At 75.3% G+C, this 17,380-nt stretch carries 17 protein-coding genes; 12 read left to right on the top strand and 5 right to left on the bottom strand.

Annotation, left to right across the window (positions count from 1 at the left end; genetic code table 11):
- The first annotated feature begins 75 nt into the window (after nucleotides 1-75).
- The 11 genes from GOBS_RS10420 to GOBS_RS25385 all read left to right on the top strand — a co-directional run bounded on the left by GOBS_RS10420 (nucleotide 76) and on the right by GOBS_RS25385 (nucleotide 10,284).
- Nucleotides 76-621 carry a hypothetical protein gene (locus GOBS_RS10420; RefSeq protein ID WP_012948251.1) on the top strand — a complete coding sequence of 182 codons (546 nt, stop codon included), beginning with the start codon at nucleotides 76-78 and terminating at the stop codon, nucleotides 619-621.
- 45 nt (nucleotides 622-666) lie between these two features.
- On the top strand, nucleotides 667-1,413 hold the full coding sequence (locus tag GOBS_RS10425) for a dienelactone hydrolase family protein (RefSeq protein WP_012948252.1): 747 nt from the start codon (nucleotides 667-669) through the stop codon (nucleotides 1,411-1,413).
- Between the two features lie 206 nt (nucleotides 1,414-1,619).
- Nucleotides 1,620-2,030: an ankyrin repeat domain-containing protein gene (locus tag GOBS_RS10430; RefSeq protein ID WP_012948253.1), complete on the top strand. Its 411-nt coding sequence runs from the start codon at nucleotides 1,620-1,622 to the stop codon at nucleotides 2,028-2,030.
- 144 nt (nucleotides 2,031-2,174) lie between these two features.
- Nucleotides 2,175-3,506 carry an AI-2E family transporter gene (locus tag GOBS_RS10435; RefSeq protein ID WP_012948254.1) on the top strand — a complete coding sequence of 444 codons (1,332 nt, stop codon included), beginning with the start codon at nucleotides 2,175-2,177 and terminating at the stop codon, nucleotides 3,504-3,506.
- An 88-nt stretch (nucleotides 3,507-3,594) separates the two neighbouring features.
- Nucleotides 3,595-3,858, top strand: a complete 264-nt coding sequence (locus tag GOBS_RS10440; RefSeq protein WP_012948255.1) for a hypothetical protein — start codon at nucleotides 3,595-3,597, stop codon at nucleotides 3,856-3,858.
- Between the two features lie 137 nt (nucleotides 3,859-3,995).
- On the top strand, nucleotides 3,996-4,400 hold the full coding sequence (locus GOBS_RS10445; protein ID WP_012948256.1) for an ATP-binding protein: 405 nt from the start codon (nucleotides 3,996-3,998) through the stop codon (nucleotides 4,398-4,400).
- Between the two features lie 157 nt (nucleotides 4,401-4,557).
- Nucleotides 4,558-4,977: a DUF350 domain-containing protein gene (locus GOBS_RS10450; RefSeq protein ID WP_012948257.1), complete on the top strand. Its 420-nt coding sequence runs from the start codon at nucleotides 4,558-4,560 to the stop codon at nucleotides 4,975-4,977.
- Nucleotides 4,978-5,084: 107 nt separating this feature from the next.
- Nucleotides 5,085-5,855 (top strand): 3-oxoacyl-ACP reductase FabG, encoded by a 771-nt coding sequence (gene fabG, locus GOBS_RS10455; protein WP_012948258.1) that lies wholly within the window; start codon nucleotides 5,085-5,087, stop codon nucleotides 5,853-5,855.
- A gap of 249 nt (nucleotides 5,856-6,104) precedes the next feature.
- On the top strand, nucleotides 6,105-6,728 hold the full coding sequence (locus GOBS_RS10460; protein ID WP_012948259.1) for a GDSL-type esterase/lipase family protein: 624 nt from the start codon (nucleotides 6,105-6,107) through the stop codon (nucleotides 6,726-6,728).
- 311 nt (nucleotides 6,729-7,039) lie between these two features.
- Entirely contained in the window at nucleotides 7,040-7,453 is a 414-nt protein-coding gene (locus tag GOBS_RS25380) for a CU044_2847 family protein (RefSeq protein ID WP_012948260.1), read from the top strand.
- The gene (locus tag GOBS_RS25385) at nucleotides 7,453-10,284 is read left to right on the top strand and encodes a CHAT domain-containing protein (RefSeq protein WP_012948261.1); all 2,832 of its coding nucleotides are present in this window, start codon (nucleotides 7,453-7,455) and stop codon (nucleotides 10,282-10,284) included. Before GOBS_RS25380 ends, GOBS_RS25385 begins: the two co-directional genes overlap by 1 nt.
- A 206-nt stretch (nucleotides 10,285-10,490) precedes the next feature.
- Here GOBS_RS25385 and GOBS_RS10480 read toward each other — a convergent pair whose 3' ends face one another.
- Nucleotides 10,491-12,314 (bottom strand): flavin-containing monooxygenase, encoded by a 1,824-nt coding sequence (locus GOBS_RS10480; protein WP_012948262.1) that lies wholly within the window; start codon nucleotides 12,312-12,314, stop codon nucleotides 10,491-10,493.
- A gap of 140 nt (nucleotides 12,315-12,454) precedes the next feature.
- On the opposite strand from GOBS_RS10480, the gene GOBS_RS10485 reads away from it, so the two are divergent.
- Nucleotides 12,455-13,723 carry a GAF domain-containing protein gene (locus tag GOBS_RS10485; RefSeq protein WP_012948263.1) on the top strand — a complete coding sequence of 423 codons (1,269 nt, stop codon included), beginning with the start codon at nucleotides 12,455-12,457 and terminating at the stop codon, nucleotides 13,721-13,723.
- Between the two features lie 254 nt (nucleotides 13,724-13,977).
- On the opposite strand, the gene GOBS_RS10490 is transcribed toward GOBS_RS10485, so the two are convergent.
- The 4 genes from GOBS_RS10490 to GOBS_RS10505 all read right to left on the bottom strand — a co-directional run bounded on the left by GOBS_RS10490 (nucleotide 13,978) and on the right by GOBS_RS10505 (nucleotide 17,266).
- Nucleotides 13,978-14,640 carry a response regulator gene (locus tag GOBS_RS10490; protein ID WP_012948264.1) on the bottom strand — a complete coding sequence of 221 codons (663 nt, stop codon included), beginning with the start codon at nucleotides 14,638-14,640 and terminating at the stop codon, nucleotides 13,978-13,980.
- Nucleotides 14,637-16,040 carry a sensor histidine kinase gene (locus tag GOBS_RS10495; RefSeq protein ID WP_012948265.1) on the bottom strand — a complete coding sequence of 468 codons (1,404 nt, stop codon included), beginning with the start codon at nucleotides 16,038-16,040 and terminating at the stop codon, nucleotides 14,637-14,639. The genes GOBS_RS10490 and GOBS_RS10495 overlap by 4 nt, the downstream gene beginning before the upstream one ends.
- Nucleotides 16,041-16,168: 128 nt before the next feature.
- Entirely contained in the window at nucleotides 16,169-16,729 is a 561-nt protein-coding gene (locus GOBS_RS10500) for a glycosyltransferase (RefSeq protein ID WP_041241438.1), read from the bottom strand.
- A 135-nt stretch (nucleotides 16,730-16,864) separates the two neighbouring features.
- The gene (locus GOBS_RS10505) at nucleotides 16,865-17,266 is read right to left on the bottom strand and encodes a cupin domain-containing protein (protein ID WP_012948266.1); all 402 of its coding nucleotides are present in this window, start codon (nucleotides 17,264-17,266) and stop codon (nucleotides 16,865-16,867) included.
- Nucleotides 17,267-17,380: the final 114 nt, after the last annotated feature.

Below are 17,380 nucleotides of genomic sequence, written 5' to 3' on the forward strand. Positions count from 1 at the left end.
GGTCGCCGCGCGCGGTGATCACCGGACGGTGAGAATGGGTCCCGCACCTCTGCCGTCCGATCCCCGGGAGCACCCGTGTCCGAGCCGACCGCGCCAGGCGGGATCCGCAACGCCGACCTGCTCGGCGTCTACACCAACGACCACCTGGCCTCGGCCACCGGCGGCATCGAGCTGGTCAGCCGCATGCTCGGTCGCTGGCAGGGGACCCCCTACGAGCCCCGCCTGGAGGAGCTGCTCGACGAGCTGCGCGAGGAGCGGGCGTCGCTGCGCAGCACGATGGAGGCCCTCGGCCTGCCGGTGCGGCAGTACAAGCAGGCCGCGGTCTGGCTCGGCGAGAAGGTCTCCCGGGCCAAGTTCAACGGGCACCTGCTGTCCCGCTCGCCGCTGTCGGACCTCGTCGAGTTCGAGTTCATCGCGACCGCCGTGCTGGCCAAGCGAGCCGGGTTCGAGACGCTGCGCGCCGCGGCCGAGGCCGACCCCCGCATCGACAGGGCGCTGTTCGACCGGCTGATCGACCAGGCCGACAAGCAGCACCACTGGCTGGCCGACGTCCGCCGCGAGGTCGCCGCGCAGGTCTTCGGCGGCTCCGCCGCCCCGGCCGACGCCGCCGCCGACACCTGAGCCCCCGCCGGGCGCCCGGCCGGGTGCGCAGGTAGAACCGGCGGCATGTGCCACGACGCCGACAGCCGACCGCCCGCACCGCCGAGGAGCGGCGACGTCGCCGAGCGCGGCACGCTGACCCTGACCTCCACCGACGGCACCGAGGTCGCGGCCGCGTACGCCGCGCCGGCCGGCCCGGCGCAGGTCGGCGTGGTCCTGCTCCCCGACATCCGTGGGCTGCACCCGTACTACGTGGCGCTGGCCGAGCGGTTCGCCGAGGCCGGGCTGCCGGCGCTGGCCGTCGACTGGTTCGGGCGGACGGCGGAGCTGCCGGAGGCCGGTGCCCGCGGGCAGGACTTCGACTGGCAGACCCACATCCCGCAGGTCACCGCGGCCGGCGTGGACGCCGACATCTCCGCGGCGGTGGCCCACCTGCGCGCGCGCACCCGCGCCGACCTGCCGGTGGTCACCGTGGGCTTCTGCTTCGGTGGCAGCCACTCCTGGCGGCTGGCCGCCGGGGACCTGGACCTGGCCGCCTGCGTCGGCTTCTACGGCAAGCCCGAGACGAGCGGGGACGCCCCCGCCGTCCGCCCGACGCTCATGGTGATCGCCGGGGCCGATGCCGCGACCCCGGTGGAGGCGCAGCTGGCCCTGGCCGAGCGGCTGCGGTCGGGCGGCGCGGAGGTGGAGACCGCCGTCTACGACGGGGCCCCGCACTCCTTCTTCGACCGCGCGTACGGCGACTGGGCGCAGGCCTGCGACGACGTCTGGCGCCGCGTGCTGGCCCTCACCGACCGGGTGGCGGCCGGCTGACGGCGTCGGGAGCATCGCAGTGAGCGCCGGCGAGCGAGGAGCGGACCGGCGCGCGGGAGCCGGCCAGCGTCGCGGCGGGCTGAGCGCCGCGCCGCCCCCGCCGCCGTCGGGACCTCCTACGCTCGACGTCGGGTCCGGGCGTGCGAGGGTCCGCACGGTGGAGCAGCGTCGAGCACCGGGCCGACGAGCGCCGGTGAGGAGGACCGATGAGCGAGCAGGGGAGCGGCGGGATCGACCCGGGGGTCATCGAGCTGGCGGCGCGGGTCTTCGACCTGGCGCGTGGCGGGGCCACCGAGGAGCTGGCCGCCTACGTCGACGCCGGGGTGCCGGCGAACCTGACCAACGACAAGGGCGACTCGCTGCTCATCCTGGCCGCCTACCACGGCCACCCGGAGACGGTCGCCGCCCTGCTGGACCGCGGCGCCGACGCCGGCCGGGTGAACGACCGTGGCCAGACGGCGCTGGCCGCGGCGGTGTTCAAGCAGTCGGCGGAGACCGTCCGCGCACTGCTCGCGGCGGGTGCCGACCCGGACGCGGGTGGCCCGACCGCACGGGAGACGGCGGCGTTCTTCGACCTGCCGGCGATGACCGCGCTGCTGGACGGTGTGCGTCCCTGAGCCGGTCGGCCGGGCGTGCGAGGGTGGCAGCCCGGTGAGCCCGGCGTTCTGCAGAGGAGGGCACGTGGTCCGAACCCACCCGGCGCCGCTCGACGCCGGCACCACCGGCTCGCCGGCCCGCGCCGCGGGCTGAGGCGTCCGACGGTGACCGTGCAGCGGGGTGTCCCGCGCAACGACCTCCCGGTGGCCAGCGGCGCCACCGGGGTGCCGCCGGCCGCCGCCGCGGAGGCGCAGAACGCCGCCGTCCAGGTCCAGGCCCAGGCCCAGGCCGCGGCAGACGGCGCCGCGGGAACGGGGACCCAGGCCGACGTCCTGCCCGAGGTCGCGCTGGGGCCGCCGACCGGCGGCATGCCGCGCTGGATGGTGCTGCTCATCGGGGCCGCCACCGCGACGATCGCGATCGCCGGGGTGCGCTCGATCGCCTGGCTGGTCGGCCCGGTGCTGCTGGCCCTGGTCGTGGTCATCGCGCTTACGCCGGTGCAGCGCTTCCTGCAGCGGCACGGCTGGCCACGGTGGGCCAGCGCCACGGTGCTGCTCCTGCTGGTCTGGACCGTCCTGCTGGGCTTCGTCGCCCTCCTGGTGGTCTCGATCGCCCAGTTCGCGGCACTGCTGCCCAACTACGCCGGCGAGGCGGAGGCGCTCATCGCCTCGGTCGTCGCCGACCTCAACGACCGCGGCATCGTCTCCGGCCAGCTCTCGGACCTGCTGGCGCAGTTCGACTACAGCCAGCTGGTGGGCGTGGCCACCGGCGTGCTGTCCCGGGCCACCGACGCCGCCTCCACGCTGGTCCTGCTGCTGGCCGCGCTGGTGTTCCTCTCCATCGAGTCCGGCGGGTTCGGCCGGCGGCTGGCGCTCATCGCCGCCGACCGCCCGCACCTGCCGATCGCGCTGGGCCTGTTCGCCCGCGGCACCCGCAGCTACCTCTGGGTCAGCACGGTGTTCGGCGGCATCGTGGCCGTCGGCGACGGCATCGCGCTGGCGATCATCGGCATCCCGCTGCCGGTCGTGTGGGGGCTGCTGTCCTTCGTCACCAACTACGTGCCCAACATCGGGTTCGTCCTGGGTCTGGTTCCCCCGGCGATCCTGGCGTTGCTCGACGGCGGCTGGACCGACTTCTGGGTCGTGATCGCGGTCTACGCGCTGCTCAACTTCGTCGTCCAGACGCTGATCCAGCCCCGGTTCGTCGGTGACTCGGTGGGGCTGTCGATGACGGTCACCTTCGTGGCCCTGCTGTTCTGGGGCTGGGTGCTCGGCGCGCTGGGCGCGCTGCTGGCCATCCCGCTGACCCTGCTGCTCAAGGCGCTGCTCGTGGACGTCGACCCCCGTGGGCACTGGCTCGACGCGCTGCTGCGCGAGGAGCCCAGAGCCCCCCGGACCAGCCGGGCCCGGCAGCGCGCGAACGCCCGCCGCGCGGCCCTCGCCTCGGTCCGCGCGCTGCACGTCCCGCGGCCGCACCGGCGCCCGCCGGAGGACTGAAACTGCAGCTCAGCGCGGAATGTCGGACCCCTGGAGGACGTTGTTCCCATGTCGGGCACACGGCCCGGCACGACGTCTGGAGGACGCCATGAAGGGCGACCGTGTCGAGATCGTGATCGACGCCGGCGGGAACACCCGCACCTACGAGATCGAGGCCACCCGCGCCGGACGGCGGGTGGACGTGAGCCACGGCCGCGGGCTGGTGGAGGTCACCGAGACCACGCGGGGCGGCACCGCCGTCCGCACCGCCCGGTTCATGGCCGGCCGGGTCCTGGCGCTCGTCGAGCACCCGGCGCCCCGGCCGGCGCTGGACGACGACGCCGGCGTGACGCCGCTGCGCCAGACCGCCTGAAAGAGGACCCCCTGCCCCCCAGCGGGGAAGGACCCCGTCCTCCCCACCCTCCACAGGCTCAGGGCGGGACCCGGGACGGGGCCGCGGCGGGCCCCTGCTGGAGGGCCACGGTCCCAGGTCGACCGGAGCTGGTCGTCATGGCGGGCCTGCAGGGCAGCGGGAAGTCGACCTGGGTGCGTGAGCACCTGGCCGCGACGCACACCGTCGTGAGCAAGGACCACTGGCCCAACGCCCGCCGCCGCGAGGCCCGGCAGCAGCGGGTGGTCGCCGAGCTGCTGGCCGAGGGGCGCAGCGTCGTCGTCGACAACACCAACCCCGCACCGGAGGACCGGGCGCCGCTGGTCGCGGCGGCCCGCGGGGCCGGCGTCGGCGTCCGAGCGGTGTGGCTGGACACGCCGGTGCCCGTCTGCGCCGCGCGCAACGACGCGCGGGAGGGGCGGGCCCGGGTGCCGCCGGCCGGGTTGTACGGCACGGCAGCGCGGTTCGTGCCGCCCTCGACGGCGGAGGGCTTCGACCGGGTGGACGTGGTCACCGCCGGCTGACGGTCGGGGAGCACCGCAGCGAGCGAGGAGGGGGAGCCGGCGGACGTCACCGTCGGCTGGGCACCGCAGGCGCCCGGCACGCCGGGGCGGGCCAGAGGGCGCCGGTGCGGTAGACACGTCCGGCGTCCGCCCGTCCCGCGTCCCCCGGAGGTCTCCCGTGCTGGCCAGCATCGGTTACGCCGTCGCCTACACCGGGGTCGGCATCGTGCTGCTGACCCTCGGCTTCCTCGTGCTCGACCTGCTCACCCCCGGCCACCTCGGCCGGCAGATCCACGAGGAGCGGTCGGTCAACGCCGGCATCGTGCTCGCCGCCGGCTTCCTGGCCCAGGGGCTGGTCATCTTCAGCGCGATCTGGAACAACGCCACCAGCGGGTTCGGCGAGGCGCTGCTCTACACCGTCGTCTTCGGCGTGCTCGGGGTGGTGCTGCAGGCGGTCGCGTTCCTGGTGCTCGACCTGCTCACCCCGGGCAAGCTCGGTCGACACGTGACCGAGGTGGCCTTCCACCCCGCCAGCCTGGTCCTCGCCGCGGTGCAGCTCTCCGTTGCGGGCATCGTCGTCGCAAGCACCTGGCCCTGACCCGCGCCTCCGCCACCACGCGGCTACCGGCCGGTAGCCTCGCGGAGCCGGTCCGTACGGTGTGGTCCAGCGCACCGGACGGCGCAGACATCGAGAGGGACGAACAGATGAGCGAGTTGAACAGCACCGCCACCCGCGTGGCGATCATCACCGGAGCCGCGCGGGGCATCGGTGCGGCCGTCGCCAAGCGGCTGGCCCAGGACGGGTTCGCCGTGGGCGTGCTGGACCTGGAGGAGGCCGCGGGCAAGGCGACCGTGGAGGCGATCGAGGCAGCCGGCGGGCGCGCGCTGGCCCTGGGGGCCGACGTCAGCGACGCCGAGCAGGTCGAGGCCGCGGTCAGCCGCGTCGCCGCCGAGCTCGGCGCCCCGACGGTGCTGGTCAACAACGCCGGCGTCATCCGCGACAACATGCTGTTCAAGATGACCGAGGTCGACTGGGACGTCGTCATGAACGTGCACCTGCGCGGCGCCTTCCTCATGACCCGCGCGGTGCAGCAGCACATGATCGACGCCAAGTGGGGCCGGATCGTCAACCTGTCGAGCACCTCGGCGCTGGGCAACCGCGGCCAGGCCAACTACGCCACCGCCAAGGCCGGTCTGCAGGGCTTCACCAAGACCCTGGCGATCGAGCTCGGCAAGTTCGGCGTCACCGCCAACGCGATCGCGCCCGGCTTCATCCAGACCGAGATGACCAAGGCGACCGCCGACCGGATGGGCGTCGCGTTCGAGGACTTCATCGCCTACGCCGCCAAGGAGATCCCGGTGCAGCGGGTCGGCCAGCCCGAGGACATCGCGCACCTGGCCTCGTTCTTCGTCAGCGAGGGCGCCGGTTTCGTGTCCGGCCAGGTGGTCTACGCCGCCGGCGGCCCGAAGGCCTGAAAGAGGACCCCCCTGCCCCCCACCACTCGCAGGCTCGCGGTGGGCCCCTGCAGGGGGGCCGCTCCTTCCCCTACGTCTCGCGCGCTCGGCGCGGGACCCTGAGGGTGGCCGTTCCAGCACGTTCCCAGGCTCGCGGCGGGACCCTGCAGGTGGGTGCCGCGCCGGGGCCCGGTCGGGAGCACACCCGGCCGGGCCCTCGCGCGTCTGCGGGCCGGGCATGGCGGTGCGTGCGCCGGTGTTGTACGAACCGTGACACGCACGTCCCTCCGCCTCGCTCTGATCGGTGACTCCCTCGCGTACGGCTCCGGCGCCGCCGGCCCCCGCGACGCCCTCGGCCCGCGGCTGGCCGCGGCCCTGATCGACGCCGGCTACGACGTCGACCTGTCCGTGCTGGCCGTCCCGGGAGCGGTGTCGCGCGACCTGGCGGCGCAGGTGCGCCGGGCCGCGCCGTTGGACGTGGACCTCGCCGTGGTGGTGGTCGGCGCCAACGACCTGGCGCGGCTGGTGCCCCCGGCGCAGTCGGCTGCGGCCCTGGCAAGCGCGCTGGCGGACCTGCGCGCCGCCGGCACCGACGTGGTCGTCGTCCCGGCGCCGGACATGTCGACGGTGCCGTGGGTGCCCCCGGCGCTGCGGCCGCTGGTGCAGGTCGCCTCGGCGACGCTGCAGCGCCAGCAGGCCGCGGTCGCCCGCGCGAACGGAGCGGTGGTGGCCGCCGTCTCCGACGCCGTGGCGGCCGCCTTCGGCACCGACCCGGCGCTGTTCTCCGCCGACCGCTTCCACCCGTCGTCGGCCGGCTACGCGCACATCGCCCAGGCGCTGGTGCCGCACGTCGTCGCCGCCGCCCACGCCCGCCGGGACGGCGCCGCCGCCTGAGGCCCCCTGATCGACGCAGGCCGGCGCCGAGGGCGCCGAGGCCCGCGGTCTCATCCGGCGATCCCCACGCACGCATTCCTCTGGACGGCCACCGGTGATCTCCCTAGCGTCGCGGGTGCGTCATTTCGGACGGATGCGGTCCGGAGGGGGAGACGTGGCGGTCCACGGTTGCGCCCGAGGTGGGTTCCGTGGACAGCACCGCGTGCGCCGGACACCCGGCCCGGCTTCGCAGCGGCGTATCAGGAGCGCTCCTCCGGAGCTCATCCGGATCGGGGACGAGGGTGTCCCGGCTCGCGGATGGGGGATCGGTCATGGCGAAGCGGCTCGTGGAGTTCCCGCTGGAGGGCGGCGGCACCGTGCTGGTGCAGGCCGAGGACGGCGCCGCGGCCGGCGGGCACGGCAGCGGTGAGGTCACCCGCGGGTGGGGGGACCGGGACGAGCGGGTGGTCCTGCAAGCGCAGCAGAGCTTCGAGCAGGCCGTCGGCCGCGTGCAGCCGGCCGTGCAGGCACTCGTGGGCCGGCTGCGGTCGGTCGCGGAGAGCCCGGAGGAGATCACGGTCGACTTCGGGATCGAGCTCAGCGCCGAGGTGGGGGCCTTCGTGGCCGGCGCCAGCTCCACGGGCAACTTCACGGTGTCGATGACCTGGCGACCCGGTCGGGCAGCCGGGCAGGCCCCCGCCCCGGCCGAGTCCGGCCGGGGCGACCCGACGACCGGGGCGCCCTGATGACCGAGCGCACGTACCTGGACTTCGACGTGCTGGTCGAACCGGCTTCGGCGACCAGCTACCGCGCCCGGGTGCTGCACTCCCCGGTGGGTGAGACCCGCCCGGTGCCGGTCACCGTCCCCTTCTCCGACCTGGAGCTGGAGAACTTTCTGCTGCGCATCGGTCGGCCACGCCGGTACCTGGTCCGCAGCGAGGACGCACCGGAGGCCACGGCGGTCCGCGACTTCGGCGGCCGGCTGTTCGACGCGGTCTTCCGCGACCAGGTGCGCAGCGCCCTGACCGCGAGCCTGGACCAGGCCGAGGGGCGGGACTGCGGGCTGCGCGTGCGGCTGCGGCTGACCGACGCACCCGAGCTGGCCGACCTGCCCTGGGAGTACCTCTACGACAAGGACGCACGCCGGTTCCTCGCGCTGTCCGAGTGGACCCCGCTGGTGCGCTACCTCGACCTCCCGGGGCGAATCCGTCCGCTGCCCGTGCAACCGCCGCTGCGTGTCCTGGTGCTGGTCGCCAGTCCCTCCGACTTCCCGCCCCTGGACGTGGACGCCGAGTGGGCCCGGCTGCACGAAGCGCTGGGCGAGCTGCAGCACGACGGACGGGTCCGGCTCGAACGGGCGCCCAACGGCTCCATGGCCGAGCTGCAACGCCAGCTGCGGCGGGGCCAGCACCACGTCTTCCACTACATCGGTCACGGGCGGTACGACAGCGAGCTCGGGGACGGGCAGCTGGCCATGGAGGGAGCGACCGGCCGGGCCCAGCCCATCAGCGGCTCCGACCTCGGCGCCCTCCTGCACGACCACCGCACCCTGCGCCTGGCTCTGCTCAACTCGTGCGAGGGCGCCCGGGGCGGCCGCACCGACCCCTACTCGGGGACCGCGCAGAGCCTGGTCTACCAGGGCATCCCCGCCGTGGTCGCCATGCAGTTCGAGATCACCGACCGGGCCGCCATCGTCTTCACCCGCGGCTTCTACGAGGCCGTCGCCGACGGCTACCCGCTCGACGCGGCCATGGCCGAGGCCCGCAAGGCCATCCGGCTCCAGCCCAACCAGGTCGAGTGGGGCACCCCGGTGCTGTACCTGCGCGCCCCCGACGGGCGCATCTTCGACGTCGCCCACCCGCCGGGCTCCGCCCACAAGGCGCCGGTCGGCCCCGTCCCCCCGGAGGTCGCTCCGGAGGCCGTCCGCGGGGTCGCGCCGGAACCCGCCCCAGGCGTGCTCCCGGCCCCGCGGCCGGACCCCGGACAGCCGCCCGGGACCGCCCAGCCACTCGTGGCGGCGCCAGCACGGCAGGACGTCCCGGTCACGACCGACGACCCCGCACGGGAGGACGGTGGACCGACGGTCGGGGACCGACAGCGCGACCTCGCCGAGGACGCCACCGCACCCAGGCGGGGACCGGGGGAGCGGCGCCGATCCGGCGATCAGGACGTCACGGCGGCCGGGAACCCCGGGCCGACCACCGCGCCGGAGCCTCCTCGGACCCGCAGGGCCCCGGCACCGCGGGCCCGGCCGAAGGCGAGGCCGCCGGAGCGGGAGGGCGCCACCGCGGTCACCCCGACGGCCCCCCGGACGTCGACGAGGGACAGCTCGGCCGACGGGACGCCCGCGTCGCCGTCGTCCCGGCCGCCGTCGTCCCGGCCGCCGTCGACACCGTCGCCGTCGACACCGCCGCCGTCCCCGCCGCCGTCCCCGCCGTCGGGGCGGGTGCCCGTGCCGGCGCGGGGCCCCCAGCCGTCACCGGGGTACCGGTGGCTCCTCATGGCGGTCGTCCTGCTGGTCGCGGCGGCCGCTGGAGCGGTGTTCGTGGCGATCGACCGGCAGCGGCTGAGCCAGCAAGGCGACCCGGCCGGGACGATCGCGTCCGAGTCCACCGCCCCGGAGCCTGCCGCGCCCACCAGCTCCGGCCCGCCACCGGTGTCCCCGAGCATGCCGATCCCGTCGGCCGGCGCGATCATCCCGGTGGGCGAGACACCCGGCTATGCGGTGGCCTCACCGAGCGGGGCCCAGCTCTACGTCGCCAACCGCGCGGCCCGCACCATCACGGTGGTCGACACCGAGCTGGACCGGGTGACCGGGACGATCCCCGTGCCGGTGGGTCCGCCGCAGTTCGTGGTGTTCTCCGCGGACGGCCGGACGGCGTACCTCAGCCTGTACGACGAGGGCACCCGGGACGGGGCCTTCGGCGTCCTCGACACCAGGACGTGGAAGATGATCGAGACCATCCCCCTGGACGGCAAGCCGTGGTCACCCGCGGTCAGCCGCGACGGGGGCCGGGTCTTCGTACCCGTCGAGGGTCCGAACACCGTCGTGGTCATCGACGCCGGGGCGTACGAGGTCCTGACCGAGATCCCGGTGCCGCCACTACCGCACTCCGTCGAGTTCACCCTCGACGGCACGCGGGCTTACGTCGCCGACCACACCTCCAACGTCGTCGCGGTCATCGACACCACGACGGACAGGGTGGTCCGGGAGGTGCCGGTCGACGCGGGCCCGCACCGCGTGGCGGTGCACCCTGCTCGACCGCTGGTCGCCAACGTCAACTACGACGCCGACACGGTCACGGTGATCGACACGAGCACCGACACGGTCGTGACCAGCATCCCGGTCGAGGCGGGGCCTCAGGACATCACCTGGGCGCCCGACGGCCAGTTCGCCTACGTCACCAGCGTCGACGCGGACACGCTCTCGGTCATCGCGGCCGGCGACTGGAGCACCACGGCGAGGATCCCCATCGGCGACGCCCCGACCTCGGTCGCAGTACTGCCAGACGGGTCACGCGGCTACGTGACCAACCTGAACGACGGCACCGTCCGGGTGCTCGACCTCGACGGCTGAAGGAGGACCCCGTCCTCCCCGGTCTTCGGAGGAGGACCCCGTCCTCCTCACCGCTCGCAAGCTCGCGGCGAGCCTCTGGACGGGGCCTATCCGGGACGGGGCCGATCGGGCTCGGGGCGGGACCCTGGACGGGGCCGCGAGCAGGGCGCCGTGACCACCCGTCCAGCCGGTGGGGTGGTCACGGCGCCGTCGTCGTCACGGGGGCCTCAGGAGGTGTGGTGGACCTCCTGCAGGCGGTAGACCGGGGTGGGGATCCCCTCGTAGCGGGCCTTGAGCTGCAGCGCCAGGTACAGCGAGTAGTGCCGGGACTGGTGCAGGTTGCCGCCGTGGAACCACAGCCCCGGCTGCTGGGTGGGCTTCCACATGTTGCGCTGCTCGCCCTCCCACGGCCCCGGGTCCTTGGTGGTGTCCGACCCCAGACCCCACACCTTGCCGACCTTGTCGGCGACCTCCTGGGAGATGAGGTCGGCCGCCCAGCCGTTCATCGACCCGTAGCCGGTGGCGTAGACGACCAGGTCGGCGGGCAGCTCGGTGCCGTCCTCGAGCACGACGGCGTCCTCGGTGAGGTGGTCGACCTGGCCGTGCGCCAGCTCGACCTCGCCGTCGGCCACCAGCTCGGCGGCGCCCACGTCGATGTAGTAGCCGGAGCCGCGGCGCAGGTACTTCATGAACAACCCCGAGCCGTCGTCGCCCCAGTCCAGCCAGAAGCCGGCGTCGGACATCCGGCGGTAGAACTCGGCGTCGCGCTCCCTCATCTGCTCGTACAGCGGGATCTGGAACTCGTGCATGATCCGGTACGGCAGCGAGGCGAAGGTCAGGTCGGCCTTCTCGGTCGTGACACCGTTGGCCACCGCCTCCTCGCTGTAGAGCGCGCCCAGGCCGATCTCCATCAAGCTGTCGCTCTTGACGATGTGCGTCGAGGTGCGCTGCACCATCGTCACGTCGGCGCCGACCTCCCACAGCGCCCCGCAGATGTCGAACGCCGAGTTGTTGCTCCCGACGACGACGACCTTCTTGCCCTCGTACTCGTCCGGCCCGGGGTGCGCCGAGGAGTGGTGCTGCTCGCCGCGGAAGACGTCCTGGCCCGGCAGCCGGGGGACGTTCGGCTTGCCGGACATGCCGGTGGCCAGCACCAGCTGCCTCGGGCGCAGGGTGACCGGCTGCCCGTCGCGCTCGACCTCGACGGTCCACTCGCCGGTCTGCTCGTCGAAGCTCGCCGAGCGCGCCGTGGTGCCGCCCCAGTAGGGCACCTCCATGACCTTCACGTAGGACTCGAGCCAGTCGCCGATCTTGTCCTTGGGCGCGAACACCGGCCAGTTGTCCGGGAACTTCAGGTAGGGCAGGTGGTCGTACCAGACCGGATCGTGGAGGCACAGCGACTTGTAGCGGCTGCGCCACTGGTCGCCGGGGCGGGCGTGCTTGTCGATGACCAGCGCGGGGACGCCGAGCTGCCGCAGCCGGGCGCCGAGCGCGATGCCGCCCTGGCCGCCGCCCACGACGAGCACGTCCGGCTGCACGGTGGTCCCGAGGCCGGCCTCCTCCTGCTCGCGGCGCTCCCGCCAGGTGAGCCGGTGCTTGTTCGCGCCGTGCTCGGCGCCCATCGGCCGGCGCTCCCGCAGCGGCTCCTCGTGGCCCTTCAGCTCGTACAGGGTGGTCAGCAGGGTGAACGCCTCGCTGCCCTCCTCCTGGAGGCGGAGGTGTCCACGCCCACGGCCGACGGCGGTCTCGAACTCGATCCAGGCGGTGGTCACCCCGTCGGCCTCGGTCGGCTCCTCGGTGGTGCGGAAGCCGCGCGGGTCGGTGGTCTCGAGGGTGGCACCGAGCAGGTCGCGGACGCCGTCCGGGCCCTCGACCGTGGTGATGTTCCAGGTGAAGGCGACGAGGTCCCGCCAGAAGCTCGTCGCGGCGAACATCCCCGCCGCGCGGTCGACGTCGCGCGCGGTGAGCGCGTCCTCGAACGCGGCCAGCCAGGCGTCGGTGCGGTCGGCGGGGGAGCCGGTGGTGCCGGGTCGTTCGGCGGTCTGCGTCATGGGTGCGCCTCCTGCGTCGTCGCGGGCGGTGTCGCCGGTGGGTCGGGTCCAGCAGACCCGCCCGGACACGGTGCCGGGAGGCGTTGCAGGGGGTTGCACGGCATATGGTCGTGGCGCAGGTCACAGCGGAGGAGCGGCCCATGACCGTCGTCCAGAGCGCTCTCCCCCCGGGAGCCGACCCCTGGGTGCACACCCGGCTGCTCGCGCGGGTGCGCGCCGCGGCCCTGGCCGGCGGCACGCCGCCGGCCGCGCCACGGCCGGTCATCGGCGCGTCCTGGCGCCGGCTGCGCGGCAGCGGCCTGGACCCGTCCCGGACGCCGGACGTCGCTCCGCTGGACGGGGCCGAGCTGGAGCGCCGCCGGGCCGAGAGCGGACTGGCCCCGCTGCTGCCGCTGCTGCGCGAGCGCCTGCTGCCGGTGGCGCGCGACGCCGGGCAGGTGCTGGTCGTGGGGGACGCCGGCTGCCGCGTGCTGTGGCGGGAGGGCGGCGCCGAGGTGCGCCGGCGGGCCGACCGGCTGGGCTTCGTGGAGGGGTCCTCCTGGGACGAGGACGTGGTCGGCACCAACGCCATCGGCACCAGCGTGGTGGTCCGCGCGGCGCTGCAGGTGCACGCCGCCGAGCACTACGCCGAGGGGCACCAGCCCTGGACCTGTGCCGCCGCGCCGCTGCGCGACCCGGTCACCGGCCGGGTGCTGGGGGTGGTCGACCTGTCCGGGCCGGCCTCGACGGTGCACCCGAGCACGATCGCGCTGGTCGACGCCGTCGCCCTGCTGGCCGGGCAGGAGCTCCTGCGCGCCCACACCCGGCACGTCGAGCGGCTGCGGACGCTGGCCGCGCCGATCCTGGCCCGGCTGACCGGCCCGGCGCTGGTCGTGGGCGTCGACGGGTGCACCGCCGCCGCGACCGGCCTGGCCGCACCCGACCGCGTCGCGCTGCCCGAGGAGGTGCACCCGGGCGCGGCGTGGGTGCCGGCGCTGGGCCGGTGCACCGTGGAGCCGCTGCCCGGGGGCTGGCTGCTGCGCCCGCAGGGCCCCGGGGACGACGACCGGCCCGCCGGGCTGGTGCTCGACCTGACCGGTGCCCGCCCGCAGGTGCAGGTGACCGGGGCCAGCGGCAGCTGGACGGCCGGGCTCAGCCTGCGGCACGCGGAGATCCTGCTGGCCCTCACCCGGCACCCGGCCGGCCGCTCGGCCGCCGCGCTCGCCGCGGACCTCTTCGGCGACCCGACCCGCACGGTGACCGTGCGCGCCGAGGTCTCGCGGCTGCGCCGCACCCTGGGCTCGGTGCTGCTCACCCAGCCCTACCGGGTCGACGAGGACGTCGCCGTGGAGGTCCGGCTGCCGACCCCGGTCGCCCGGCTGCTCCCGGCGTCGACCGCGCCGCTGGTGGAGGCGCTGCGTCGCGGCTGAAGGAGGACCCCCCACCCCCCTGGAAGGACCCCGTCCTCCCCACCCCTCGTGAGAGGACCCCCTGCCCCCCGCCACTCGCAAGCTCGCGGCGGGACCCTGAAGGAGGACCCCCCACCCCCCTGGAAGGACCCCGTCCTCCCCACCCCTCGTGAGAGGACCCCCTGCCCCCCGCCACTCGCAAGCTCGCGGCGGGACCCTGCAGGGGGCCTGCGGTGCTCTGGACGGGGCCGGCGGCGGGACCCGGCAGGAGGCCTTCAGGGCTCGCGGCGGGACCCTGCAGGGGGCCGTGCGTAGGACTCCTCCGGCAGGTGGGTGCGGGCCCACAGCGTCGCGGAGGTGCGGTCGCGGACGCCGATCCGCTGGAAGACGCTGGTCAGGTGCGCCTTGACGGTGCTCTCCCGGATGCCGAGCCGGCGGGCGATCTGCTTGTTGGCCAGGCCGTGGCCGACGAGGGCCAGCACCTCCTGTTCCCGCTCGGTGAGCTCGGCCGCCCGGACGGGGCTGCGCCGGGCGTGCAGCACGGTGCGGGCCACACGGGGGTCCAGCGGGGAGTGGCCGCGGGCGGTGGAGCGGATCGCGGCGAGCAGGTCGGCCGGCTCGGTGTCCTTGAGCACGTAGCCGCCGGCGCCGGCGTCCAGGGCCTCGATCACCCGCTGCCGGTCGGAGAAGGAGGTCAGCACCAGCACCTCGACGGACGGGTGCTCCTCGACGATGCGGCGGGTGGCGGCGACGCCGTCCAGCACCGGCATGGACAGGTCCATGAGCACCACGTGCGGCGCCAGCCGGGCCACCTCCTCGACGGCCTCGGCGCCGTCGGCCGCGGTGCCGACGACGCGCATGTCGCCGGCGGCGGCGATGAGGCCGGAGAGTCCGGTGCGCATGAGCGCGTGGTCGTCGACGACCAGGACGTCGATCACGGGGTGGGGACCTCCAGCCGCAGGCTCGTCCCGGCACCCGGGGCGGTCCGCACGGCGAGGGTGGCCCCCGCCGCCGCGGCGCGGTCGGCCAGCAGGCGCAGCCCGAGGTGCCCGGCCCGCGGCCGCAGCACCACCGGGTCGACGTCGAAGCCGATGCCGTCGTCGGTGACCTCGAGGACCAGCCGCCCCGTCCGCTGCTCGACGGTGACGTCGACGCACCGGGCGCGGGCGTGCTTCCCCACGTTGCGCAGTGCCTCCTGGACCGTCCCGAGCAGCAGCGCTGCGGTCGCCGGTCCGGTCTCGAGGTCCTCGGGGACGCTCAGCCGGACCTCGATGCCGCGCGGCCGCAGCCTCGCGGCCAGGTCGGCCAGGGCCCCGGGCAGGCCGGCCTGCTCGAGCGTCGGCGGGTGGATCTCCACGAGCAGGGAGCGCAGCGAGCCGACCGACTCCGGCAACGCCCCGGCGGCCTGCCCGAGGACCTCGGCGACCTGCTGCTCGCGTCGTCCCGCGCCGGGGGCGCGCAGGTCGTCGGCGGCGCGCGCCACCAGCAGCGCCGAGGCGGAGACGTCCTGCACGATCCCGTCGTGCAGGCTGCCCGCGATCAGCCGGCGCTCCTCGGTCGACACGTCCAGCGCCCGCGCCTGCAGCACCTCCCGCTCCTGCTGGGTCGTCCGGAGCTGGGTCACCATGCGGCGGGCCAGGGGCAGCTGCACCGCGACCAGGGTCAGCAGCACGACCAGGGATATCGGGGCGAACTCCGCCCAGATCTCGAAGCGCCGCGCGGTGACCTCGTCGTAGGCGGAGTAGGTCTCCAGCAGCAGCGGCTGGCCCTGGGGCCCGTCGATCTGCCCGTAGACCTCCAGCAGCCGGCCGGCCGAGCGCTCGAACCGGTTCTCGGGGCGGGCGAGGTCGCTGACCGCGGCCCGGGTGACGCCGTCGCGCAGGGTCTGCCGGCCGGTCACGTCGAGGGGGTGGGTCCGGCCGATCAAGCGGGCCTCGTCGGAGTAGACGACCCGGCCGTCGGCGGTCCAGATCTTGAGCCGGAGGACGGCGGTGTCGGCCAGGCGGCCACGGAGCGCGACGTCGACGGCGGCGATCGCCGCGGGGTCGCCCCTGGTCAGCTCGTCGCTGACCAGGGGCTGCACGAGGACGGCGGCCAGCAGGTCGGTGGTGCGGCGGGCGTCGGCCAGGGCCTCGTCCTCCGCGGCGCCCACACTGGCCCACAGGCCCCCGGCGATCAGCAGGACGACGGCGACCAGGTTGGCCAGCACGAACCGGAGGACGACCCGGCCCACCGGCGGGGACGCCGGCCGGGACCGGGTGGCGGCGGTGCCGTTCCCGAGCGGGACCCACACCGGGGCCCCGGACGGCACGGCGGCCACCGTGAGGTCCGTCGCCATGGCACCCCCTCCTCGCGCAGACGCGGGAAGGGCCTGCTGGGAGGTTGTGCCACCCCGGGGTGCCGGTGCACAAGGAGTGGGCGGGTGTGGTGACCCGGACGGGCGGACGGCGGACCGTCCCGCGGGGCTCACCGGACGACCCGGTCCCAGACCCGGCGCAGGAGGTGCCCGTCGCCGCCCCGCGTCGAGGCGGTCGCGGCCGGGGCGCCGGGATCGGTCCGGACCGGTGCGCCCAGCGCGGCCTCCAGGGCCTGGGCCAGTGCGGTGGGGCTGCCCGCCGGGACCAGCGACCCCGCGTCCCCGGAGGCGAGGTGCGGCGCCGCCTGAGGGGTGGCCACCACGGGGCATCCGGCGAGCCGGGCCTCGGACAGGGCCACGTCGGCAGCCGATCCCGCGCCCGCGCCGTCGTCCCGGTGCGGCAGCACCAGGACGGCGCAGCCGCGCACGGCGGTCCGGACCGCCGGCGCGCGCAGCGGACCGCAGAAGCCGACCCGGTCGGCCACCCCCAGGTAGTCGGCGTGCGCGCGCAGGGTCCGGGACAGCGGGCCGCCGCCGACCACCTGCACGGTGAGGTCCGGGCGGTCGCCGGCGAGCATGCCGAACGCCGTCAGCAGCGTGTCGACCCCGCCGGCGGGCACCAGCGGCGCCACGCACAGCAACCGGCGCCGCGCGCCGGGGACCGTCGCCATCGCTCCCCCCTCCTGTCAGGACGGGGTCACTGCACCAGCACGCCGGTCGGCGCCGCACCTGGACAGGGGTCGTACGACCCCTGCGGCGCCGGAGCGGGACGGGGCGGGGGGTGAGGACCACCCCCCGCCCGGTGCTCACCCGGTCGGCGGCTCGTCCTTGCCGGCCTCCTCGGCCGCGTCGGCCTCCTCCTTGGTCTTGTGCACCGCGCCGTCAGCGTGCTCCGGCGGGCCGTAGACGGTGTAGAGGACCAGCGGGTTCGGGCCGGTGTTGACGAAGTTGTGCTTCGTGCCGGCGGGGACGACGACCAGGTCGCCCTGCGCCACCTGCTTCGTGGACCCGGAGATCTTCGCCTCACCGGTGCCGCTGACGAAGGTGAGGATCTGGTCGATGTCCTCGTGCACCTCCTCGCCGATCTCACCGCCCGGCGGGATGGTCATGATGACCAGCTGGGTGTTCTTGCCGGTCCACAGCACGCGGCGGAAGTCGGCGTACTTCTCCGCCTCCGTCGCGATGGTGTAGTGGATGACGGACGCCATCGAGGGCTCCTCTCCTCGGTCGGGCACGGGTCTGTGCGGCCGCGGCCCGATCGGGCCCGGCGGACGACGTCCCTCCTGCCCCCCGCCCGCGTCCGTCATTCCTGCCCGGGGACC

This window comes from Geodermatophilus obscurus DSM 43160 (genome assembly GCF_000025345.1).
GTDB classification, from domain to species: Bacteria; Actinomycetota; Actinomycetes; order Mycobacteriales; family Geodermatophilaceae; genus Geodermatophilus; species Geodermatophilus obscurus.